The organism is Paenibacillus sp. B01 (genome assembly GCF_009649995.1).
Taxonomy (GTDB): domain Bacteria; phylum Bacillota; class Bacilli; order Paenibacillales; family Paenibacillaceae; genus Paenibacillus_O; species Paenibacillus_O pasadenensis.
The window spans coordinates 4023734-4039680 of record NZ_CP045802.1; the positions used below are offsets into that span (position 1 = coordinate 4023734).

Sequence of the window (15947 nt, forward strand, 5' to 3'; positions counted from 1 at the left end):
TCCATTTCCATTAGTCATTCTTGGCGTTGTCGATCGTGAGCACGACCCGCTTCTGTCCACGAAACACGGCAATCGTGAACGTCTCGCCTTCTCGGACCGCTTCATAGCTTTCGAGCAGATCGTTCACGGTGTCCACCTTGCTTCCGTTCAGGTCAAGGACAACGTCTGCGATCTGAAAGCCTCGTTCATTTTGCCAGCTCCCCCATGGTATCGTCTCGATCAGGACGCCTGTCTCATCGGGTAGGCCGGAAGCGGAGACTTCGCCGAGGCCGACAATGTTTTTCACCTTGCAATGGCCCCAGAGCGAATGCTGGTGGAGACGCCCCGACTCGCCCGTCCTCTCCCCGATCTGCGGCAGTCTTGGCGTTTTGGCTCTTTTCCTCAGCCGGGGACTGCGGACACCGAACGCGTCCATCGGGAAGTTCTTGAAGCCGAGCGCCAGCGCCGGCGATCCGTCACGGACACGATAGTCGCCGCTATCCGGATCGATGAACTGCGCGTCTGCCGCCAGCGATCGGTGATCGCGCCCGCTCATCTCTTGCAGCTCGGCTGCCGGCGACGGCCGGGCGCCTGGTACATGAAGCAGATTGTCGTTGCATTCTGTCCCCCACGGCTGCGGCACCCGGATCGGCACATACGCCGTAAACACAATGTTGCGCCGGATGATGTCTCTGCTGCCCTTGAACCATACATGCGGATGAAGCGAATTGTTGACGAGGACATTGTTCTCGCACCGGCGGTAGAAGCCTTCCCTCAGCTTGATCCCGCCTGCCAGACACAGATTGTTGTAGATTTCATACCCGCTTGATCCGTCATCCAGATCGATATCCCAGCCGTAATCGCAGCGCCACCGGTTATGGCGGATGACGATGGGCCGTACGACATCGAGTAAGGGAAGCGGATCGTCCGGCTCGCCTGGATTCTCATTTATGGAATCCATATCTATATCCTCAAGCAGCCAATACCTGTCCCTGCCCCATGAATTGAAGGAACCGTGGTCTCCCGTTTCCAGCACGGTATCGAACACGTCGCAGTTTTCGATCAGATGCCCGCCGAACGTGCCTTCCGAAATATTGATGCCGGCCCGCGGCACATCGTATATGCTGCAGCTGCGGATCGTAATGTCCATCGCCATCGATAGCTGAACGGGAGCCGACTGCTTCTCCACTCGCCCTACACGAGTGATCAGACAATCCTCGACAAGGCACGGACCGGGATAATTTTCCGATTTCGGACCTGGCATCCGATCGATCTCCGACAGCTGCTGCCGCTCTCCGTATTCGAACAGCGGGCTTCTTACGCTGTCCGGCCGCCCTACGAATGCGATTCCGTTGGATCCGATCTCCTCCAGGTGACAGCCTGTGATGCGGACATGGCGATTGCGGCCATCCACGAAGATGGCATTCCCGCCAAGGTTCCTGAAGCTGCAATCCGCAATCGAGCAATGCTCCGTATCGCGCAGCAGTACCGCTCCGCCTCGATATACGGTCCAATCGCTGCGCAGAAGAGGCTCGCGGTTTTCCATGAACGTGCGGGAAGTCATCTCGAACGTAAAGCCTTTGAGCGCAAGATGCTGCGCGCTTGTCCCGGGCGTGCCTATGATCTCGACGAGATGAGGCAGATGAGCGCCTCTCGTTTCCGCGGTCAGCAGATCTGTGCCTGGATAGGGGAAGACGTACAAGAGGCCGGCTTTGTCGTCGTAGTACCACTCTCCGGGCGCGTCAAGCTCTTCCACGATATTCTCGACGTAAAGAAATTCGCTGTGCATGCCCAGCTGCCGGTTGTTCTGCCACCCGCCCTCCAGCTCAAGCACATCATCCTGGGTCTTGCCGGCAATCCGGTACCAGTAGTCGCCCCATAGATGGCTGTGCATGGCATGGACATAGCCGCCTTCCGGATTGCGCCATCGGGCCGCCCGTTCCGGACGGATGCTGTCGGCCGCATAGCCGTTCATGATGCGGATCTCTTCGTCATAATTCGGATAGCGGGCCATATGGTAGAGCCGGCCATCGATGTAGAGCTGATCCAGCACCAGTCCCTCTGGCGCGCGCGCTTGCATGATGCCGTCGCGATAAGGCTTCCAATCCAGTTGCAGAACCTTGGAGCCCGTAATGACCGCCGGATCGTCTCCGATGGATTCGTACAGGACCGGCGAGGACTCTGATCCCGAGTCCTCCGGTCCGAACCGAAGCGGCTCCGTCAAGTCATACATGCCTCCATGGACCTTCACGCGTACCGGTGTTCCAGCGGCGATGATTTCCCTGGCGGCGCGCATCGCGCGCCCGATCGAAGCATAGGGCTGCTCCGCCGTGCCCCTGGCATGGTCGTTGCCGTCGGTTGAAACGTACAGGCATTTCTCGTCGAGCATCCCTACCGATCCCCTTTGTCTCTGTTCTTCCCGATGTCCCTAATGGTCCAGCTCTATGGCCATGCAATTGGCATACGGGGTCGGAAGATGCTCCGGCAGCGATACGATCAGAGCGCCGTAAGCCTGTTGGAACGGCACGTCTCCGACGCCGAGCAGCCGCACCTTCTTCACTTTATGCTGCGGGGTCAGCGACCGGATCACAGCGAGACCGTCGCTCGGAGCGCGCATCTGGAACGCATAGACCGTATTGCCTTTTTGCGTGAAACGGAAATCCGAGCTGTTCCATTCCACCTTGTCTTCCTTGAAATGATCGATCACCACGCTGGAGGTCCCTTCGCCCGACACGCGGAACGGACGCGTGCCGTAGACGCCTTCCGAGCACACAGCGAACCATTGGGCCATTTCCTTCAGGATGTGCGTGCACTCGTCGTCGATCGTGCCATCGGGCTTCTGGGGAATATTCAGCAGCAGATTGCCGTTTTTGGAAATGATATCAATGAGAATTTCGATGACATGTCCCGGCTGCTTGTATACGGTTTTCACGTTGTAGAACCAGTCGCCGACGCAGGTATCCGTTTGCCAAGGCTCAGGCTTGATTCCCTGCTCCTGACTCCGTTCGATATCCATCACGCCTACGGAGTAGACTTCTTTCCTACGATCCTTCTGGTTGTACACCGCCTTGTTCCGACCGCCGTTAAGCGAAGCGCTCGTATTGTACAGATGCGCGACTGCATGCAGGCCTGCTTCAACGTCGGCGTTGTCCAGTCCGTTCTCCGACGACTTGCCCCACGAATTGATGAACGGCAAGGCCCCGTCCGAGTACAGCAGATCCGGCTGGTACAAGTCGATCACTTCTTTCATCACGTCGAACCAGCGCTGATGCCACCAGGCGTTGGAGGTGTACCACGGATCCAGATCGTACTGCTTTTTGTCTGGATCGTAATGCTCCCGATTCGGCAAGTACAGATCCTCGAATTGCGGATCATTGCCGTCATACGGAACGCCTTTGAACGGTCCTTCCTTGTCGTGCCCTTTATTCCACTGATGCCAGCTGAACGTCGCCCCGAGATGCTCCGTCACTCCGAACGGCAGGCCTCTCTTCGAAGCCGCTTCCTTCCACAGGCCGACGATATCCTTCTTGGGACCCATTTGGACCGAATTCCACTTATGGATCTTCGAATCGTAATTGAAAAAGTTGTCGTGATGCATCGCTTGCGCAACAAAATATTTCGCTCCCGCCTGCTCGAACAAGTCCATCAGCCCTTCGGGATCGAACTTCTCGGCTTTCCAGAGCTGCACGAGATCCTTGTAGCCGAATGTAGACGGGTGACCGTAATGCCGGATGTGGTACCGGTATTGATCCGATCCTTCATAATACATGTTGCGGGCATACCAATCGCCGAACATGGGAACCGATTGCGCTCCCCAATGCGACCAGATGCCGAGCTTGGCATCCCGGAACCATTCCGGGCATTCAAATGTCCGAAGCGATTCAAACGTCGGTTCAAACGGGCCCTTGGCAATTTCCTTGTTCACCATTCCGTCACAGCTCCTTTGCTTCTTTTCTAGTTGCCCTCTATTCGGTCATACGCTTTCTGATAGATGTCCAGATAGCTTGGGAGATTCAATCCATCGAAGCCCTTCACATATCCATCCCATTCGCTATCCGTCAGACGCTTGGATCCCGTAATGAATTGCGCCATATTCGAGTTGATATAATCGACCAGCTGCGGTTTGATCCTATTCACCTGCTTGGCGTCGGACACCTCCAGGAAGACGGCAGGCGGATAGATTTCTTTCGGCTGCTTGTTCTCGTAGTTGTTCGCGGTCTCCAGGAACAACCGGTACTCGAAGCCTTGCTCCGACAACGGATCGCTCGGGGCAACCCACGACTCCCTGATTTCGCGCGTGCGCCGGGTAATGCCCATCTGGTCCCAATGATCGTTCAACGTTGAGCCGATCTCGAAAAATGCCGGCGTAAGCTTGTACTTCGCCTGTTCGCCGTGGACATTTTTTTCTCCGGGCTGCGCCTTCTCCCAATAATTCCCCTCTAGGCCATACTCATTTGCGATTGCAAACTCCTCGGAGTACATATAATCGGCCATTTTGATCGCGGCGATCTGCTGCGCTTCCGTAGCCTTGTTCGTGATCGCAAAGGCGCCGTTGCCGTATCCCTTGTAGTATCCTGCATACGCGACACCGTTCGGGCCGGCAAGCGGGGCCAACGACACATAGTCTTTATGGCGCGTCTGTCCCTCGTAGACATTGAACGCCATCCCGATGTGACCCATCGATACCGCTCCGATTACATTGTCCCCTTCCTTGTTGGCGACTTGCATGACGGCATCGTTGTTTTGCGTGAACGCTTCCTTGTCGATCAGATTCTCGCTGTACAGCTTGTTCACATATTCCAGACCTTGCCTCCACTCGGGCTGGTTTGCGGCGAGGCTTACCTTGCCGTCTTTCATCGTGAAGAAGGTGTTGTCGTCGTCGTATACAAACGAGTTCATGAGGAAATGAGAGGGAATGCCGTGCCATGTATTGTAGGCGCCCGTGAGCGGAATCTCATCCGCTTTGCCGTTCCCGTTCGGATCCTGCGTCTTGAACGCCTTGAGAACCTGATAGAACTCTTCTGTCGTTTTCGGAATTTCGAGGCCGAGCTTATCCAGCCATGCTTTGTTGATCCACATTTTCTGGGAATACCAGCAATGGAAGCAATCATTGATATGCGGCAGCGCGTAAATGTTGCCGTCCGGAGCTGTAATGGCCGCCTTCAGATCCGGATCCTCTTCGAATGCCCGCTTGATCTCATTGCCGTACTTATCGATCAAGTCATTGAGCGGGAGCAGAACTCCCTGCTGGCCATAATCGATCTGTTCCGCCTGGGTGAAGTCGCCGGACAAAAACACGGACGGATAATCGCCGCTGGCCAGGAGCAGCTTCTTCTTGTCGGCTGCGCTGACTTCAGGCGCCGCTTCGAACTTGAACTTGATATGGATCTTTTCTTCAAGCAGCTTCGTTATCGTGTTCGTATTGATATCCTCTATACGGGGCACTACGGCAATGAAGGTATCCAAAGTAACCGGTCCGTTGCCGGCGTCATCGCCAGAAACGTTATTGCCCGCGTTGTTGCTGCTGCATGCGCTCATCGCCAGGACAAGCAGCAGCGCGATGCTCGTGACGAACCCCATTCCCCTTCTCTGATTCAGAATGACTCCTCCTTTGATTTGCGTATGGAAAGTCTTGAATCATAAAAAACGAAGACCTGTACCTGCTGCCTGACTTCGAAGCCCGACCTCGAAGCCTCACCTCCCTTCGAAATCTCCTTCGCGGATCAGCCTTTGACCGATCCGATCATGATTCCCTGTACGAAATATTTCTGCACGAATGGATAGATGCACAGGATCGGTACGGTCGCAACGACGATAAGCGAGAATTTCAACAGATCCCGCAGCCCCTGCCTTGCGGCAAACTGATTGGCATCCACAAGCGATCCGGCATCGACCGAGTTGAGGATCAGGATGTTTCGAAGAATGATCTGCAGCGGAAACAGTTCCGGCGACTTCAGATAGATCAAAGCATCGAAGTAGGCATTCCACGTCCCGACAGCGTGGAACAGCACCAATACGGCGATGATCGCTTTCGAGAGCGGAAGAACGACTCTCCACAAGAAACCGATGTCCGAGCATCCGTCAAGCTCAGCAGCCTCGCCAAGCTCCTTGGGGATGGTGGACTGGAAAAACGTGCGGGCAATGATGACCTGGAAAACGGCAATCGCGCCTGGCAGAATCATCGCCAATGGAGTATCGAGAATGCCCAATGATTTGACCGTCAGATACGTCGGAATCAGGCCGCCGCTGAACAGCATCGTAAAAACGAGAAGCATCATGATCAGATTGCGGCCGATGAACGTAGGCCTCGACAACGGATAGGCGATAGCAACCGTCAACACGACATTGGCCAGCACCCCAAAAAAGGTATAGAGAATCGAGTTCTTATATCCCGTCAGGATCATGGGGTTGCTGAAGATGACTTTGTAGCCTTCCAGGCTGAAGTCGACCGGCCACAACCATACCCGGCCGCTGACGACCGCTTCGGACGAGCTGAAGGAGGAGCTTACAATAAAGATGAGCGGGTAAATGACGGTCGCCAGGACGAGGATGAGAAAGGCATAGATGAAGGCCAGAAAGATCCGGTCGCCAAGCGACTCTCGGATGGCATGGGCACGACTCATTCGAATTCCTCCTCTACCATAGGCTGCTGTCAGAAATGCGCTTGGCGATCGAATTGACCGTAATCAGCAAAATCAGGTTGATGACGGAGTTGAACAGATCCACCGCGGCGGAGAAGCTGAAATCCGCGCCAAGCAGACCCGTTTTATAGACATAGGTCGAGATGACCTCGGATGTGCTTACATTAAGGGGATTCTGCATCAGATAGATTTTCTCGAACCCGACATTCATGATCTGTCCCACGCTCAGGATCAGCAAAATAATGGCAGCGGGCGCGATGCCTGGGAGATCAACATTCCGAATCTTCTGAAAACGAGAAGCGCCGTCAACCTTGGCCGCTTCATAGAGCTCTGGATTGATCCCGGCCAAGGCGGCCAAATAGACGACGGCGCCGTACCCGATGCTCTGCCAGACGTTCGACCAGACGAAAATGCTTTTAAAATAGCCTGGAACCCCCATGAAGTTGATCGATTCGAAGCCGAATGCCTGGACGATTTGATCGACAAACCCGAGACGGGGAGATAGGAAGATAATCAGCATCGACACCATGACGACGGTCGAAATAAAAAACGGCGCAAACGTCACCAGCTGAACGGTTTTCTTGAACCGCATGCTCCTGACTTCGTTAAGCGCAAGCGCCAGAAGAATTGGAGCAGGGAATCCAATGAGAAGCGAATAGAGGCTGATCCCCATCGTGTTCTTGATGAGGAGCCAGAAATTCGGCGACTTGAAGAAAGCTTCAAAATGAGACAAGCCGACAAAATCGCTTCCCGTAATCCCCTTCACAATGCTGAAATCGCGAAATGCGATCTGCGCCCCGTACATGGGGATGTACTTGAACATAATGAAATAGGCCAGCGGTGCAAGTACAAGGAGGTACAGCTGCCAATGCCTCTTCATCCCTTTCCAGAGACGTCTTGCGGCCATCGCTTTGCTTTCTTTTTGAATGTCACGCCAAGACTCCGACTTCACGGTTCCGGTTGTTCCCATCCCTCTGACCACACCCCTCTCATCCTCAAGCGAAATGGTTTGTCTGGCTCCACGTTAGCGAATCATCCCGAGGACCGTCAACGAACAGAAATCCCTTGCTGCGCAGAATTCTATAAGCGCGTCCCAGCTGCGTTGTTGAGCCGCATCGCTCAATATTCACATGCCGATTACTATTCGCCGACTGAAAAAAGCCTTGATCCAGAAGGGGTTCTGGGTCAAGGCTTTTGCATTTGACGATAGGAGTCATACGCGTTCTGATGAAGCTCGAGGTAACGATCCAGCTTTAATTTTTTCAGCCCCTCTACGTATTTTTCCCAATCGGCGCTTGTATTTTTTACGCCTGTGATGAATTGAACCATATTGGACCGGATGTAATCGTCGATCGGGATTTTGAGCCTTGCGGCTTCTTGAGCTTCCGCCATCTCCATGAAGATGTAATCGGGATAGACCTCCGCCGGCTCCTTGCCCTCGTACTTGTTCCGAGTCTCCTGATAAAGCCGGTGTTCATAGCCTACAATGGAGTAAGGATCCGGCGACACGGCCCATGATTCGCGCAAGTTTCGATCCCGATAGAGCAGGCCCATCTGAGCCCAAACCTCGTTCCGCGTATCCGATTGGGCAAACTCGGGTTCGAGCCAGTATTTCGCAGGACGTCCATGCTCATCGAATTCGCCGGGCTTTCCTTTTCGCCACCATCTCCCCTCCATCCCCCATTCATTGCGTACCGTGGCCTCTTCCGTCAACAGAAAGTCAGCCAGCCGCATCGCGGCTGCCGCTTCGGTTTCCGTTGCTTTGTCGGTAATTGCAAAGGTCGATCGGTCAAAAGAGCTGAAAAATCCGGCTGCTTGGTAGCCGTCAGGACCGATCAGCGGGGGCACCGCTTCATAGGCGCTCTGCCTGGTATTGTTGCCGTTATTGAAAGCCATCCGGATATGTCCGATCGTGATGGCGCCAAGGACATCATCCTGGCGGGTCGCCGTTTCAATCAGCCCGTCAATGGACTGCGTAAACACTTGCGGATCGATCAGACCCTCGCTGTACAATTGATGGATATAGGCCAGTCCGTCTCTCCATTGCGGCTGTACGGCGGCTAAGCCGACACGACCATTATTGATATAGAAGTAATTCGTATCCGTATTGTAGATAAAGGCGCTCATCAAAAATCCTGTAATCTCCGAATGCCAGCTGTTCACCGCCCCGCTTAACGGAATTTCGTCCTGGAGTCCGTTTCCGTTCGGATCCTTTTGTTTGAAGGCCTGAAGCACCTGATACAGCTCATCCGTTGTTTTCGGCATCTGCAGGTCCAGCCGGTCCAGCCATGATGTGTTGATCCATAATTTCTGAGCGTACCAGCAATGAAAGCATTCATTGATAGCGGGAAGCGCGTATAGGTTCCCGTCCGGAGCGGTCAGCGACTGTCGCAGATCGGGCCGTTGCTGAAAAATCTCATGAAGACGATCGCCGTACTGGTCGATGAGCGCATTCAAGGGACGAAGAATGCCGCGCTTGCCGTAACGGACTTGCTCATCCGTCGTCAGGCTGCCGCTGAGGATGATCGGGGGGTAATCGCCGCTGGCGAATAGAACATCCTCCGCTTCGTCGATCGTGCTCGGACTCGTCGTCACGAAGTTGAACTTGATGCCGAGCTTTTGTTCCACATAGGAGGTGAATTGGTTCTTCTCCAGCTCTTCCTTCGTCGATTCAGACGCGATCAATACCTCAAGCTCTACCCGGCTGTCGGCGATCGGAAATTCGCCGGGACCGTATATGGCCTGCTCCGCGCCTTCGTGCTCGGCGCGGTCGGCTCGCGGACTCAAATAGAGAAACAAGGCCGCCAAGACAACGAGCCCAATGAATGCCAGGGCAAAAAAACGAGCTGTTTTCATCGTCCACCTCCCGGAAGGCTGGGGCCTCCTGACATGGCTAATGGTGCGATCGACTGCGGTAGTCCTGCGGCGAGACGCCCTCCACTTTCCGGAACACGCGGCGGAATGTAGCTGCATTGGGGTACCCGACCTTCTCCCCGACCTCTTGGACCGAATGCTGATTTTGGAGAAGCAGCTCTTTGGCTATGCCGATCCGAATGGACATTAAAGAATCAAGAAAATTCTCGCCAAACGACTCTTTGAACAGCCGGCTCAAATATTTCGCGGAAATGGAAAATTTCTCACTCAAATAATCGAGCGACAGATCCGGGTTCGCATACTCTCTTTCGATATACTCTTTCACGTCCTGCAGCAGGTGATAATGGGTCCGGGATTCCCGAACCTCCTGCAATTGCTTGCCGCTTGCATCCAACGTGACGTATAGCGCCTCGCACATTTCATCCAACGTATCAAACGACTCCATTTTACGGCGCACTTCCTCCAGCGCCTGTCGGATGAATTGATACTCCTCCCTCCAACTGTTCGAGAGATGGAGCTCCAAGTGAGCCAGCATGTAATTCATGAGCTTGACGATATCGGCCTTGGTGGGCTTGTCTGCGCGAATGTCATCAAAGAATCCTCGGTAAAGCTTCCTCCATCCTTCGTCTGCCAGGCGGAAAGCGGTGGAAATCTCATGAATCGTACGGAGATGTTCATGTACATCCTTCTGCGGCTGATTTTGGGCATCTGCGTAGCGGATGATGCGGTTCGTACCCAGCACAGCCTTGAAGTGAAGCAGCGAACAAGCCTCCTCATAGGAGGATCGCACCTTTTCGAGGCTGGATGAAGAACGGCCGACACCGATCGTTACCGTGAATTTAAGATTTTTGGCGACCCAGTCGAGGATCGATTCATAGACGGGAGTCAAGTCCTGCTGCTCATCCACGAACAGAATGCCGGTCAAATGGGTCGAAGATGTCCATTCCAGCCACACCGTCATCCCCCGCTGCTGCACCATCTCGTTGACGACGCTGCTGATGACGAACTTGAATAACGAACGATCTCGGCCGCTGTAGGTGAAAAGCGTCTGCTCCGGGTTGTCGACCTCGATGACAAATGCCTTCAGGGCATGGTAGGTCGGCAAGCTCAAGCCCTCGAACGGCGACGCCTCGGCGGCGTCCCGCTGCTCATGATCCCCGTAGATCATGATGGTGAACGCGTTTTTGCGTTTCAGAACAGCCGCCTTGCTGAACTCCCTTTCCGCCAGCTTCGACTGGGCGGCAAAGTTGTTGATGGCAGATTCGATGAAGGCGAACTCGTCTGCTGCGAGGCTGACGGCTGAACCGCCGCTTGAGAACAGCGTATGGTTCAATTTGACGACGAGCTCCTCAAGCGGCTTGTAGTTCGCGCGAGCAATGTAGATGATGAGCACCAGCCCGCTTATAAACACGAGCACGCCGACAGCGAACCAAATGCTTGAGAATGCGGATGTCGAGCTGGCCAGCAGCCCGCTGTTCATCCCGCTCTCAATGCTCCATCCGGTATAGGAGGACTTGAGGCTTGCCATCACCTTCCGACCCTGCTGCAGGTTGTCGGCATAAATCGGGTTGCCTTGGCGATCGAATATATTCACGAACGTACTGGATTCATTGTAGAGCGAGGACACCATAGCTCGAAAAGAAGAAATGTCGATATTGATGACAAACAGCCCCTGCGTCCCGGAGTTGACCGGCACCTCATGCACGACGCTGATCACTTGCCTCGGGTTCTGGAACGAGAACTCCTGATAGCGGCGAATATTCGTCCAATTGGGCCTTGCAGACATGCCGCTCATCGAACGAGCAAACTCACGGTCCTCAAACTGATCGAGCTTGTTCTGCATGCTGCCTGAAAATATGGTTCCGTCGCTATAGCGATACAGGTAAAAAGAATCGATCAACGACACTTCTTGCTTAAGCTCATTCACGCGTTTAAGCACTTCATAGCTCAACACGACATTGCTGCTGTCGGATTCCTCGTAGTAGCTTGCCAGCAGCTTATTGTTAAGAAGCTCCCGAATGACCATGTGGTCGACCGTCTTCAACGAAACCTCAACCGATTGCAGCAATTGCGCCGCGAATACTTCATTGGATTCCTTTGCATTTTTACGGTTTTGCTCCACCATCGCCTGCAGGAAGAAAAAAACCAAAAAGGAGAAAACGACCAGGAAGAGCGGAATATAGGACCAGATCATCTTTCGAAGCCATATTTTATTCATGAGCTTCTCCCCTACTCGGCTTCCGTCAGCAAGGCGCATCAGCGCCGGATGCAATCAGTCCTGGAGCTTGATCGGCCGGTTCGTCGCTGCAGACAGGCTGGCTGCCGTCGCTGCTTGCTGAGACCGCCACGCATCGCTATAGGTGGAAAGGATGCCGGAAGCGTCTCCGGTCCGCAGGGCATGGATGAAAGCCTTGTTTTCCAGTTCGTAGGGATTCGAGCGGCTCGCATATTCCGTCGTCCTACCGGCCGCGACTTCCTTCAATCCTTTCCCGCTCACCTCCAGAACGCCCGTGTCCGTATACACATGAAGTCCCGCCGTATGTCCCATCGGCAGCATGCATGTATTGGAAATGGTCGCGACGGCGCCGCTTTTCATCTTCAGCGTCACGGTTCCAACATCCGGCACCTCCACCCCGTCTTCCTTCGTATGCATGAAGCGTCCTGCGAATGCGGCGTACACCTCATCGACATCTCCGAGCAAGTACCGCAGCAGGTCTACGATATGAGTCGTCTGCTCGACGAACTGACCGCCCGAGCCTTCCTGTTTGCGCCACCAGTATACGCCAGGCATATTGCCCATCATATAGCCGAGGGCCATGCCGACGGTCCGATCTTTCAGCAGCTGCTGCGCTCTGGCCGTTCCGTCCATATAACGGAAATGGTATCCGACCGAGGTGAGAAGCTTCTTCTCCTCCACGGCCTTCCTGATTCGCGTCGGCGTTTCGAGGTCGGCGGCCAGCGGCTTCTCTACGAAAAATGGAATATCGCGCTGTACGAGAGACTCTTCAATATGAGCGTGCGCAAAAGGCGGTACGCAGACATAGGCCGCATCCAGCCTGCGGTCATCCAGCATCTCCGTCACGGAGCCGTACCCTCTTGCGTCGGGATAGTCGCGGGCCATGCTTTCCGCTTTTTGTTGCGAGGAGCCGCATATCGCGCTAATCTCCACGCCTTCCATGGCAGACAGCAGATCGGCATGCATCCTGCCGAATCCTCCTGTTCCGAACAGGCCGATTTTGATCGTCATCTTCAGATTCCCCCTAGTCTTCAAGTATACCCGATAAAAACGCCTTTCGTGTAAGCGCATTCAAATAGAGTTGGAACGATGCTACAATTTCACATAAATTATAAATCAGTTCTGGACAGCCGCAAATAGAAACATACAACAGCGATGAGCTCAACTTCTTCTGTTCCCCTCATTCGGTCGGCAAATACACCAGCCCGGACGAGCATGATGTTCAACGCGAATCGGGCGTAAAGGATTTCAGCCTGCTTTAAAAAGGGGACCAGGACGACTCCTCTTGCTTATATCACGAAATGCCGGATTTTGAAAAGCAAACAAATGCTGCTGAGCCATCCTGCTCGCCCCATTCATCAAGTCGCGCTTTCATCCGGCTATCCTACGGCCAGTTACTTCAATAAGGTCTTCATGGAGATGGAGGGCATCACGCCAAGCGATTTCCGAAAGAAATATGGATATGAAGGCGGGGCAAGCTGACGGCGCTCGCAGCCGCCCGCATGGTTCATGCCGCAAGCGCAGCAAAAAGCCGCCCTCCGCGCTTAAAGCAGGAGAGCGGCCTTTTTGATCCGGCCATGCGAGCCGGCCTTTATTTCTTCGCCTTGTAAAACTCATGATACAGCTTCATGAGCGCCCGTTTCTCGATCCGCGACACATAGCTGCGGCTGATGCCGAGCTCCTTGGCGATCTCGCGCTGCGTGCGCTCCTCTCCGCCTTGCTCCAGCCCGAAGCGGGCGATCACCACTTCCTTTTCCCGCTCGTCGAGAATGTCGAGGTTTTTGTAGATCTTCGACTTCTCGATCTTCAGCTGCACCTTCTCCACGACGTCGTCATGCTCCGAGCCGAGGATGTCGATCAGCGTGATCTCGTTGCCTTCCTTGTCTGTGCCGATCGGATCATGCAGGGAGACATCCTTGCGCGTCTTTTTGAGCGACCTCAAGTGCATGAGGATCTCGTTCTCGATGCAGCGGGCGGCGAAGGTCGCCAGCTTCGTGCCCTTGCCGGTCTGGAAGCTTTCGATCGCCTTGATGAGTCCGATCGTGCCGATCGAGATGAGGTCCTCCGCGTCCTCGCCTGTATTGTCGAATTTTTTTACGATGTGCGCGACGAGCCTCAGATTGTGCTCGATGAGCAGATTGCGCGACTGCTGGTTGCCCTCGGCCATCAGCTTCAGATGGCGGAGCTCATCCTCCTCCTGCAACGGCTGCGGAAACGCATTGTTTTTGACATAGGACACAAGCAGGCTGAGCTGCTTGATGAACAGGGCGATTGCCGCAAATAATCCCATGCTCCGTACACCCCCAAGCTGAATTGCTTAGGCTTATTCTTAAGCCCTAGCGCGAAGCTTCGTCAGTTGTACATTGTATGTGGGCTAGGGCCTATCTGTGCATGTACGGCTTTATGATCGAGCTTCTTAATTTGGGCAATGACCTTTGCTGCTGCACCGCCCAATGAAAAAAGCCCCGAGACGCTCGGAGGCTTCTATAGTCATGCCTAATGCTTGCCCAAATGCAAATAAAAGTCCAGATCCGCTTGCAGATGCTCCTTCATGAGCCGTTCCGCAGCCGCCGCGTCATGGGCGCGAATCGCATCCAGAATATGCTGATGCTCGTCGATCAGGAACGGACGCTTGTAATAGACGACCGCTCTTCGGAACAGATAAATGATCGACTGCATCCGGTCGATAATTCGGACAATCTCCGGATTTCGGCTCGCTTGGACGATCAGATCATGGAATTGCTTATTCGCTTCCATGGTCACCTCAACCGTACCTTCGCGGGCAATCGTGATGCACTCCTGCACCTTCTCCTGTGTCGCCTCATCCATATAAGAGGCCGCGCAGCGCGCCGAGAAGCCCTCCAACAGCATCCGAACCTCAAAAATATGCCGCAAATCCTCGACTGACGGCTGCACAACGCGTTTCTTCTGGATCAATCCTTCTTGCTCCAGCTTGCGAATCGACTCTCTGACAGGAGTCCGGCTTACGCCAAACTCCTCCGCAAGACGCTCCTCTACCAGCTTTGTTCCACCCGGCAATTCACCGTTCAATATTTTATCTCTAATTAATTCGTAACAATGCACATATGCAGCTTGAAACGCTTGCTTGCTCATTCATCAACCTTCCTTTGCCCCACATAAAAATCGCGATTCCGGTACAGACTATCTCTAAATTATAGAGCTATCGAATGTCCTTTGAAAGCCGTTTCCAATATTGATTTTGTATCCATTTCGAATTTTTTGTATACATTTTTAAAATATTTGTGTACAATGACTCTCGAAATCATCTAACGCTACAGGAGGTTCCCACATGAAAATTGGTTTCGTTGGACTTGGCATTATGGGTAAACCAATGGCCAAAAATTTGATCAAACAAGGATACAGCCTTACGGTCTATGATCTGAACACGGAAGCTGTAGCCGAAGTGGTGCAGGCAGGCGCAGCACAGGGCGATTCCCCTAAAGCTGTCGCTAATGTAAGCGATGTCATCATTACGATGCTTCCTAATAACGCCATCGTGAAGAGCGTCCTTCTCGGAGAAGACGGTGTAATCCATGGCGCCAAAGCAGGCACAGTAGTCGTCGATATGAGCTCTATATCGCCTGTTGTGGCAAAGGAAGTTGCTATCGCACTTGCAGAGAAAGGCATTGCCATGCTGGACGCACCGGTCAGCGGCGGCGAACCGAAAGCGATTGACGGCACCTTGTCCATAATGGCCGGCGGCGATGAAGCAGCCTTCCAGCGCGTACAGCCTGTACTCTCCTGCATGGGCAAGGATGTCATCCTCGTTGGCCCGAGCGGCAGCGGCTCTACTGCGAAGCTGGCTAACCAAATTATTGTAAACGTTAACATTGCAGCCATGTCCGAGGCGCTAGTGCTCGCTGCGAAAGCAGGCATCGACATCGAGAAGCTCTACCAGGCTATCCGCGGCGGATTGGCAGGCAGCACGGTGCTGGATGCGAAGGTTCCGATGATTCTGGAGCGGAATTTCAAGGCAGGCGGCCGCGTCGATATTAACCTCAAGGATCTGACGAATGTCATGGAGACGGCTGATGCATACGAGATGCCGCTTCCGCTGACAGCCCATGTGCGCCATATCTTCGAGACGCTTCGCGATGAAGGCAAGCAGGCGCATGACCATGGCGGCATCGTTCAGTATTACGAGAAGCTGGCAGGGATTGAAGTCGGCAAGACGACAAATTAATCCACAACACTAC

Annotated in this window: 12 protein-coding genes; 2 read left to right on the forward strand and 10 right to left on the reverse strand. The window is 54.0% G+C overall.

Going from position 1 to position 15947, the window contains the following annotated elements; translation table 11 throughout:
* Positions 1 to 10: 10 nt before the first annotated feature.
* From GE073_RS17265 to GE073_RS17300, 8 genes are all read right to left on the reverse strand, one after another.
* Complete coding sequence (locus GE073_RS17265) at positions 11 to 2368, reverse strand: peptide-binding protein (RefSeq protein WP_153783942.1); 2358 nt, start codon at positions 2366 to 2368, stop codon at positions 11 to 13.
* A gap of 39 nt (positions 2369 to 2407) precedes the next feature.
* Positions 2408 to 3907, reverse strand: a complete 1500-nt coding sequence (locus GE073_RS17270) for an alpha-L-fucosidase (protein WP_028597615.1) — start codon at positions 3905 to 3907, stop codon at positions 2408 to 2410.
* Between the two features lie 26 nt (positions 3908 to 3933).
* Positions 3934 to 5559, reverse strand: a complete 1626-nt coding sequence (locus GE073_RS17275) for an ABC transporter substrate-binding protein (RefSeq protein ID WP_153783943.1) — start codon at positions 5557 to 5559, stop codon at positions 3934 to 3936.
* A gap of 143 nt (positions 5560 to 5702) precedes the next feature.
* On the reverse strand, positions 5703 to 6602 hold the full coding sequence (locus GE073_RS17280; RefSeq protein WP_153783944.1) for a carbohydrate ABC transporter permease: 900 nt from the start codon (positions 6600 to 6602) through the stop codon (positions 5703 to 5705).
* 13 nt (positions 6603 to 6615) lie between these two features.
* Positions 6616 to 7527 carry an ABC transporter permease gene (locus GE073_RS17285; RefSeq protein ID WP_228551889.1) on the reverse strand — a complete coding sequence of 304 codons (912 nt, stop codon included), beginning with the start codon at positions 7525 to 7527 and terminating at the stop codon, positions 6616 to 6618.
* 278 nt (positions 7528 to 7805) lie between these two features.
* Entirely contained in the window at positions 7806 to 9476 is a 1671-nt protein-coding gene (locus tag GE073_RS17290) for an extracellular solute-binding protein (RefSeq protein ID WP_194843395.1), read from the reverse strand.
* Between the two features lie 37 nt (positions 9477 to 9513).
* Positions 9514 to 11712 carry a helix-turn-helix domain-containing protein gene (locus tag GE073_RS17295; protein WP_194843396.1) on the reverse strand — a complete coding sequence of 733 codons (2199 nt, stop codon included), beginning with the start codon at positions 11710 to 11712 and terminating at the stop codon, positions 9514 to 9516.
* 54 nt (positions 11713 to 11766) lie between these two features.
* On the reverse strand, positions 11767 to 12741 hold the full coding sequence (locus GE073_RS17300; protein WP_153783948.1) for a Gfo/Idh/MocA family protein: 975 nt from the start codon (positions 12739 to 12741) through the stop codon (positions 11767 to 11769).
* 234 nt (positions 12742 to 12975) lie between these two features.
* Between GE073_RS17300 and GE073_RS17305 the strand changes: the two genes are divergently transcribed.
* Positions 12976 to 13212, forward strand: coding sequence for a helix-turn-helix domain-containing protein (locus GE073_RS17305; protein ID WP_153783949.1), 237 nt, complete (start codon positions 12976 to 12978; stop codon positions 13210 to 13212).
* 109 nt (positions 13213 to 13321) lie between these two features.
* On the opposite strand, the gene sigK is transcribed toward GE073_RS17305, so the two are convergent.
* Together sigK and GE073_RS17315 are read right to left on the reverse strand one after the other, a co-directional pair.
* Entirely contained in the window at positions 13322 to 14020 is a 699-nt protein-coding gene (gene sigK / locus GE073_RS17310; RefSeq protein WP_153783950.1) for an RNA polymerase sporulation sigma factor SigK, read from the reverse strand.
* A gap of 206 nt (positions 14021 to 14226) precedes the next feature.
* Entirely contained in the window at positions 14227 to 14844 is a 618-nt protein-coding gene (locus GE073_RS17315) for a GntR family transcriptional regulator (RefSeq protein WP_153783951.1), read from the reverse strand.
* A 196-nt stretch (positions 14845 to 15040) separates the two neighbouring features.
* On the opposite strand from GE073_RS17315, the gene garR reads away from it, so the two are divergent.
* On the forward strand, positions 15041 to 15934 hold the full coding sequence (gene garR / locus GE073_RS17320; protein ID WP_153783952.1) for a 2-hydroxy-3-oxopropionate reductase: 894 nt from the start codon (positions 15041 to 15043) through the stop codon (positions 15932 to 15934).
* Positions 15935 to 15947: the final 13 nt, after the last annotated feature.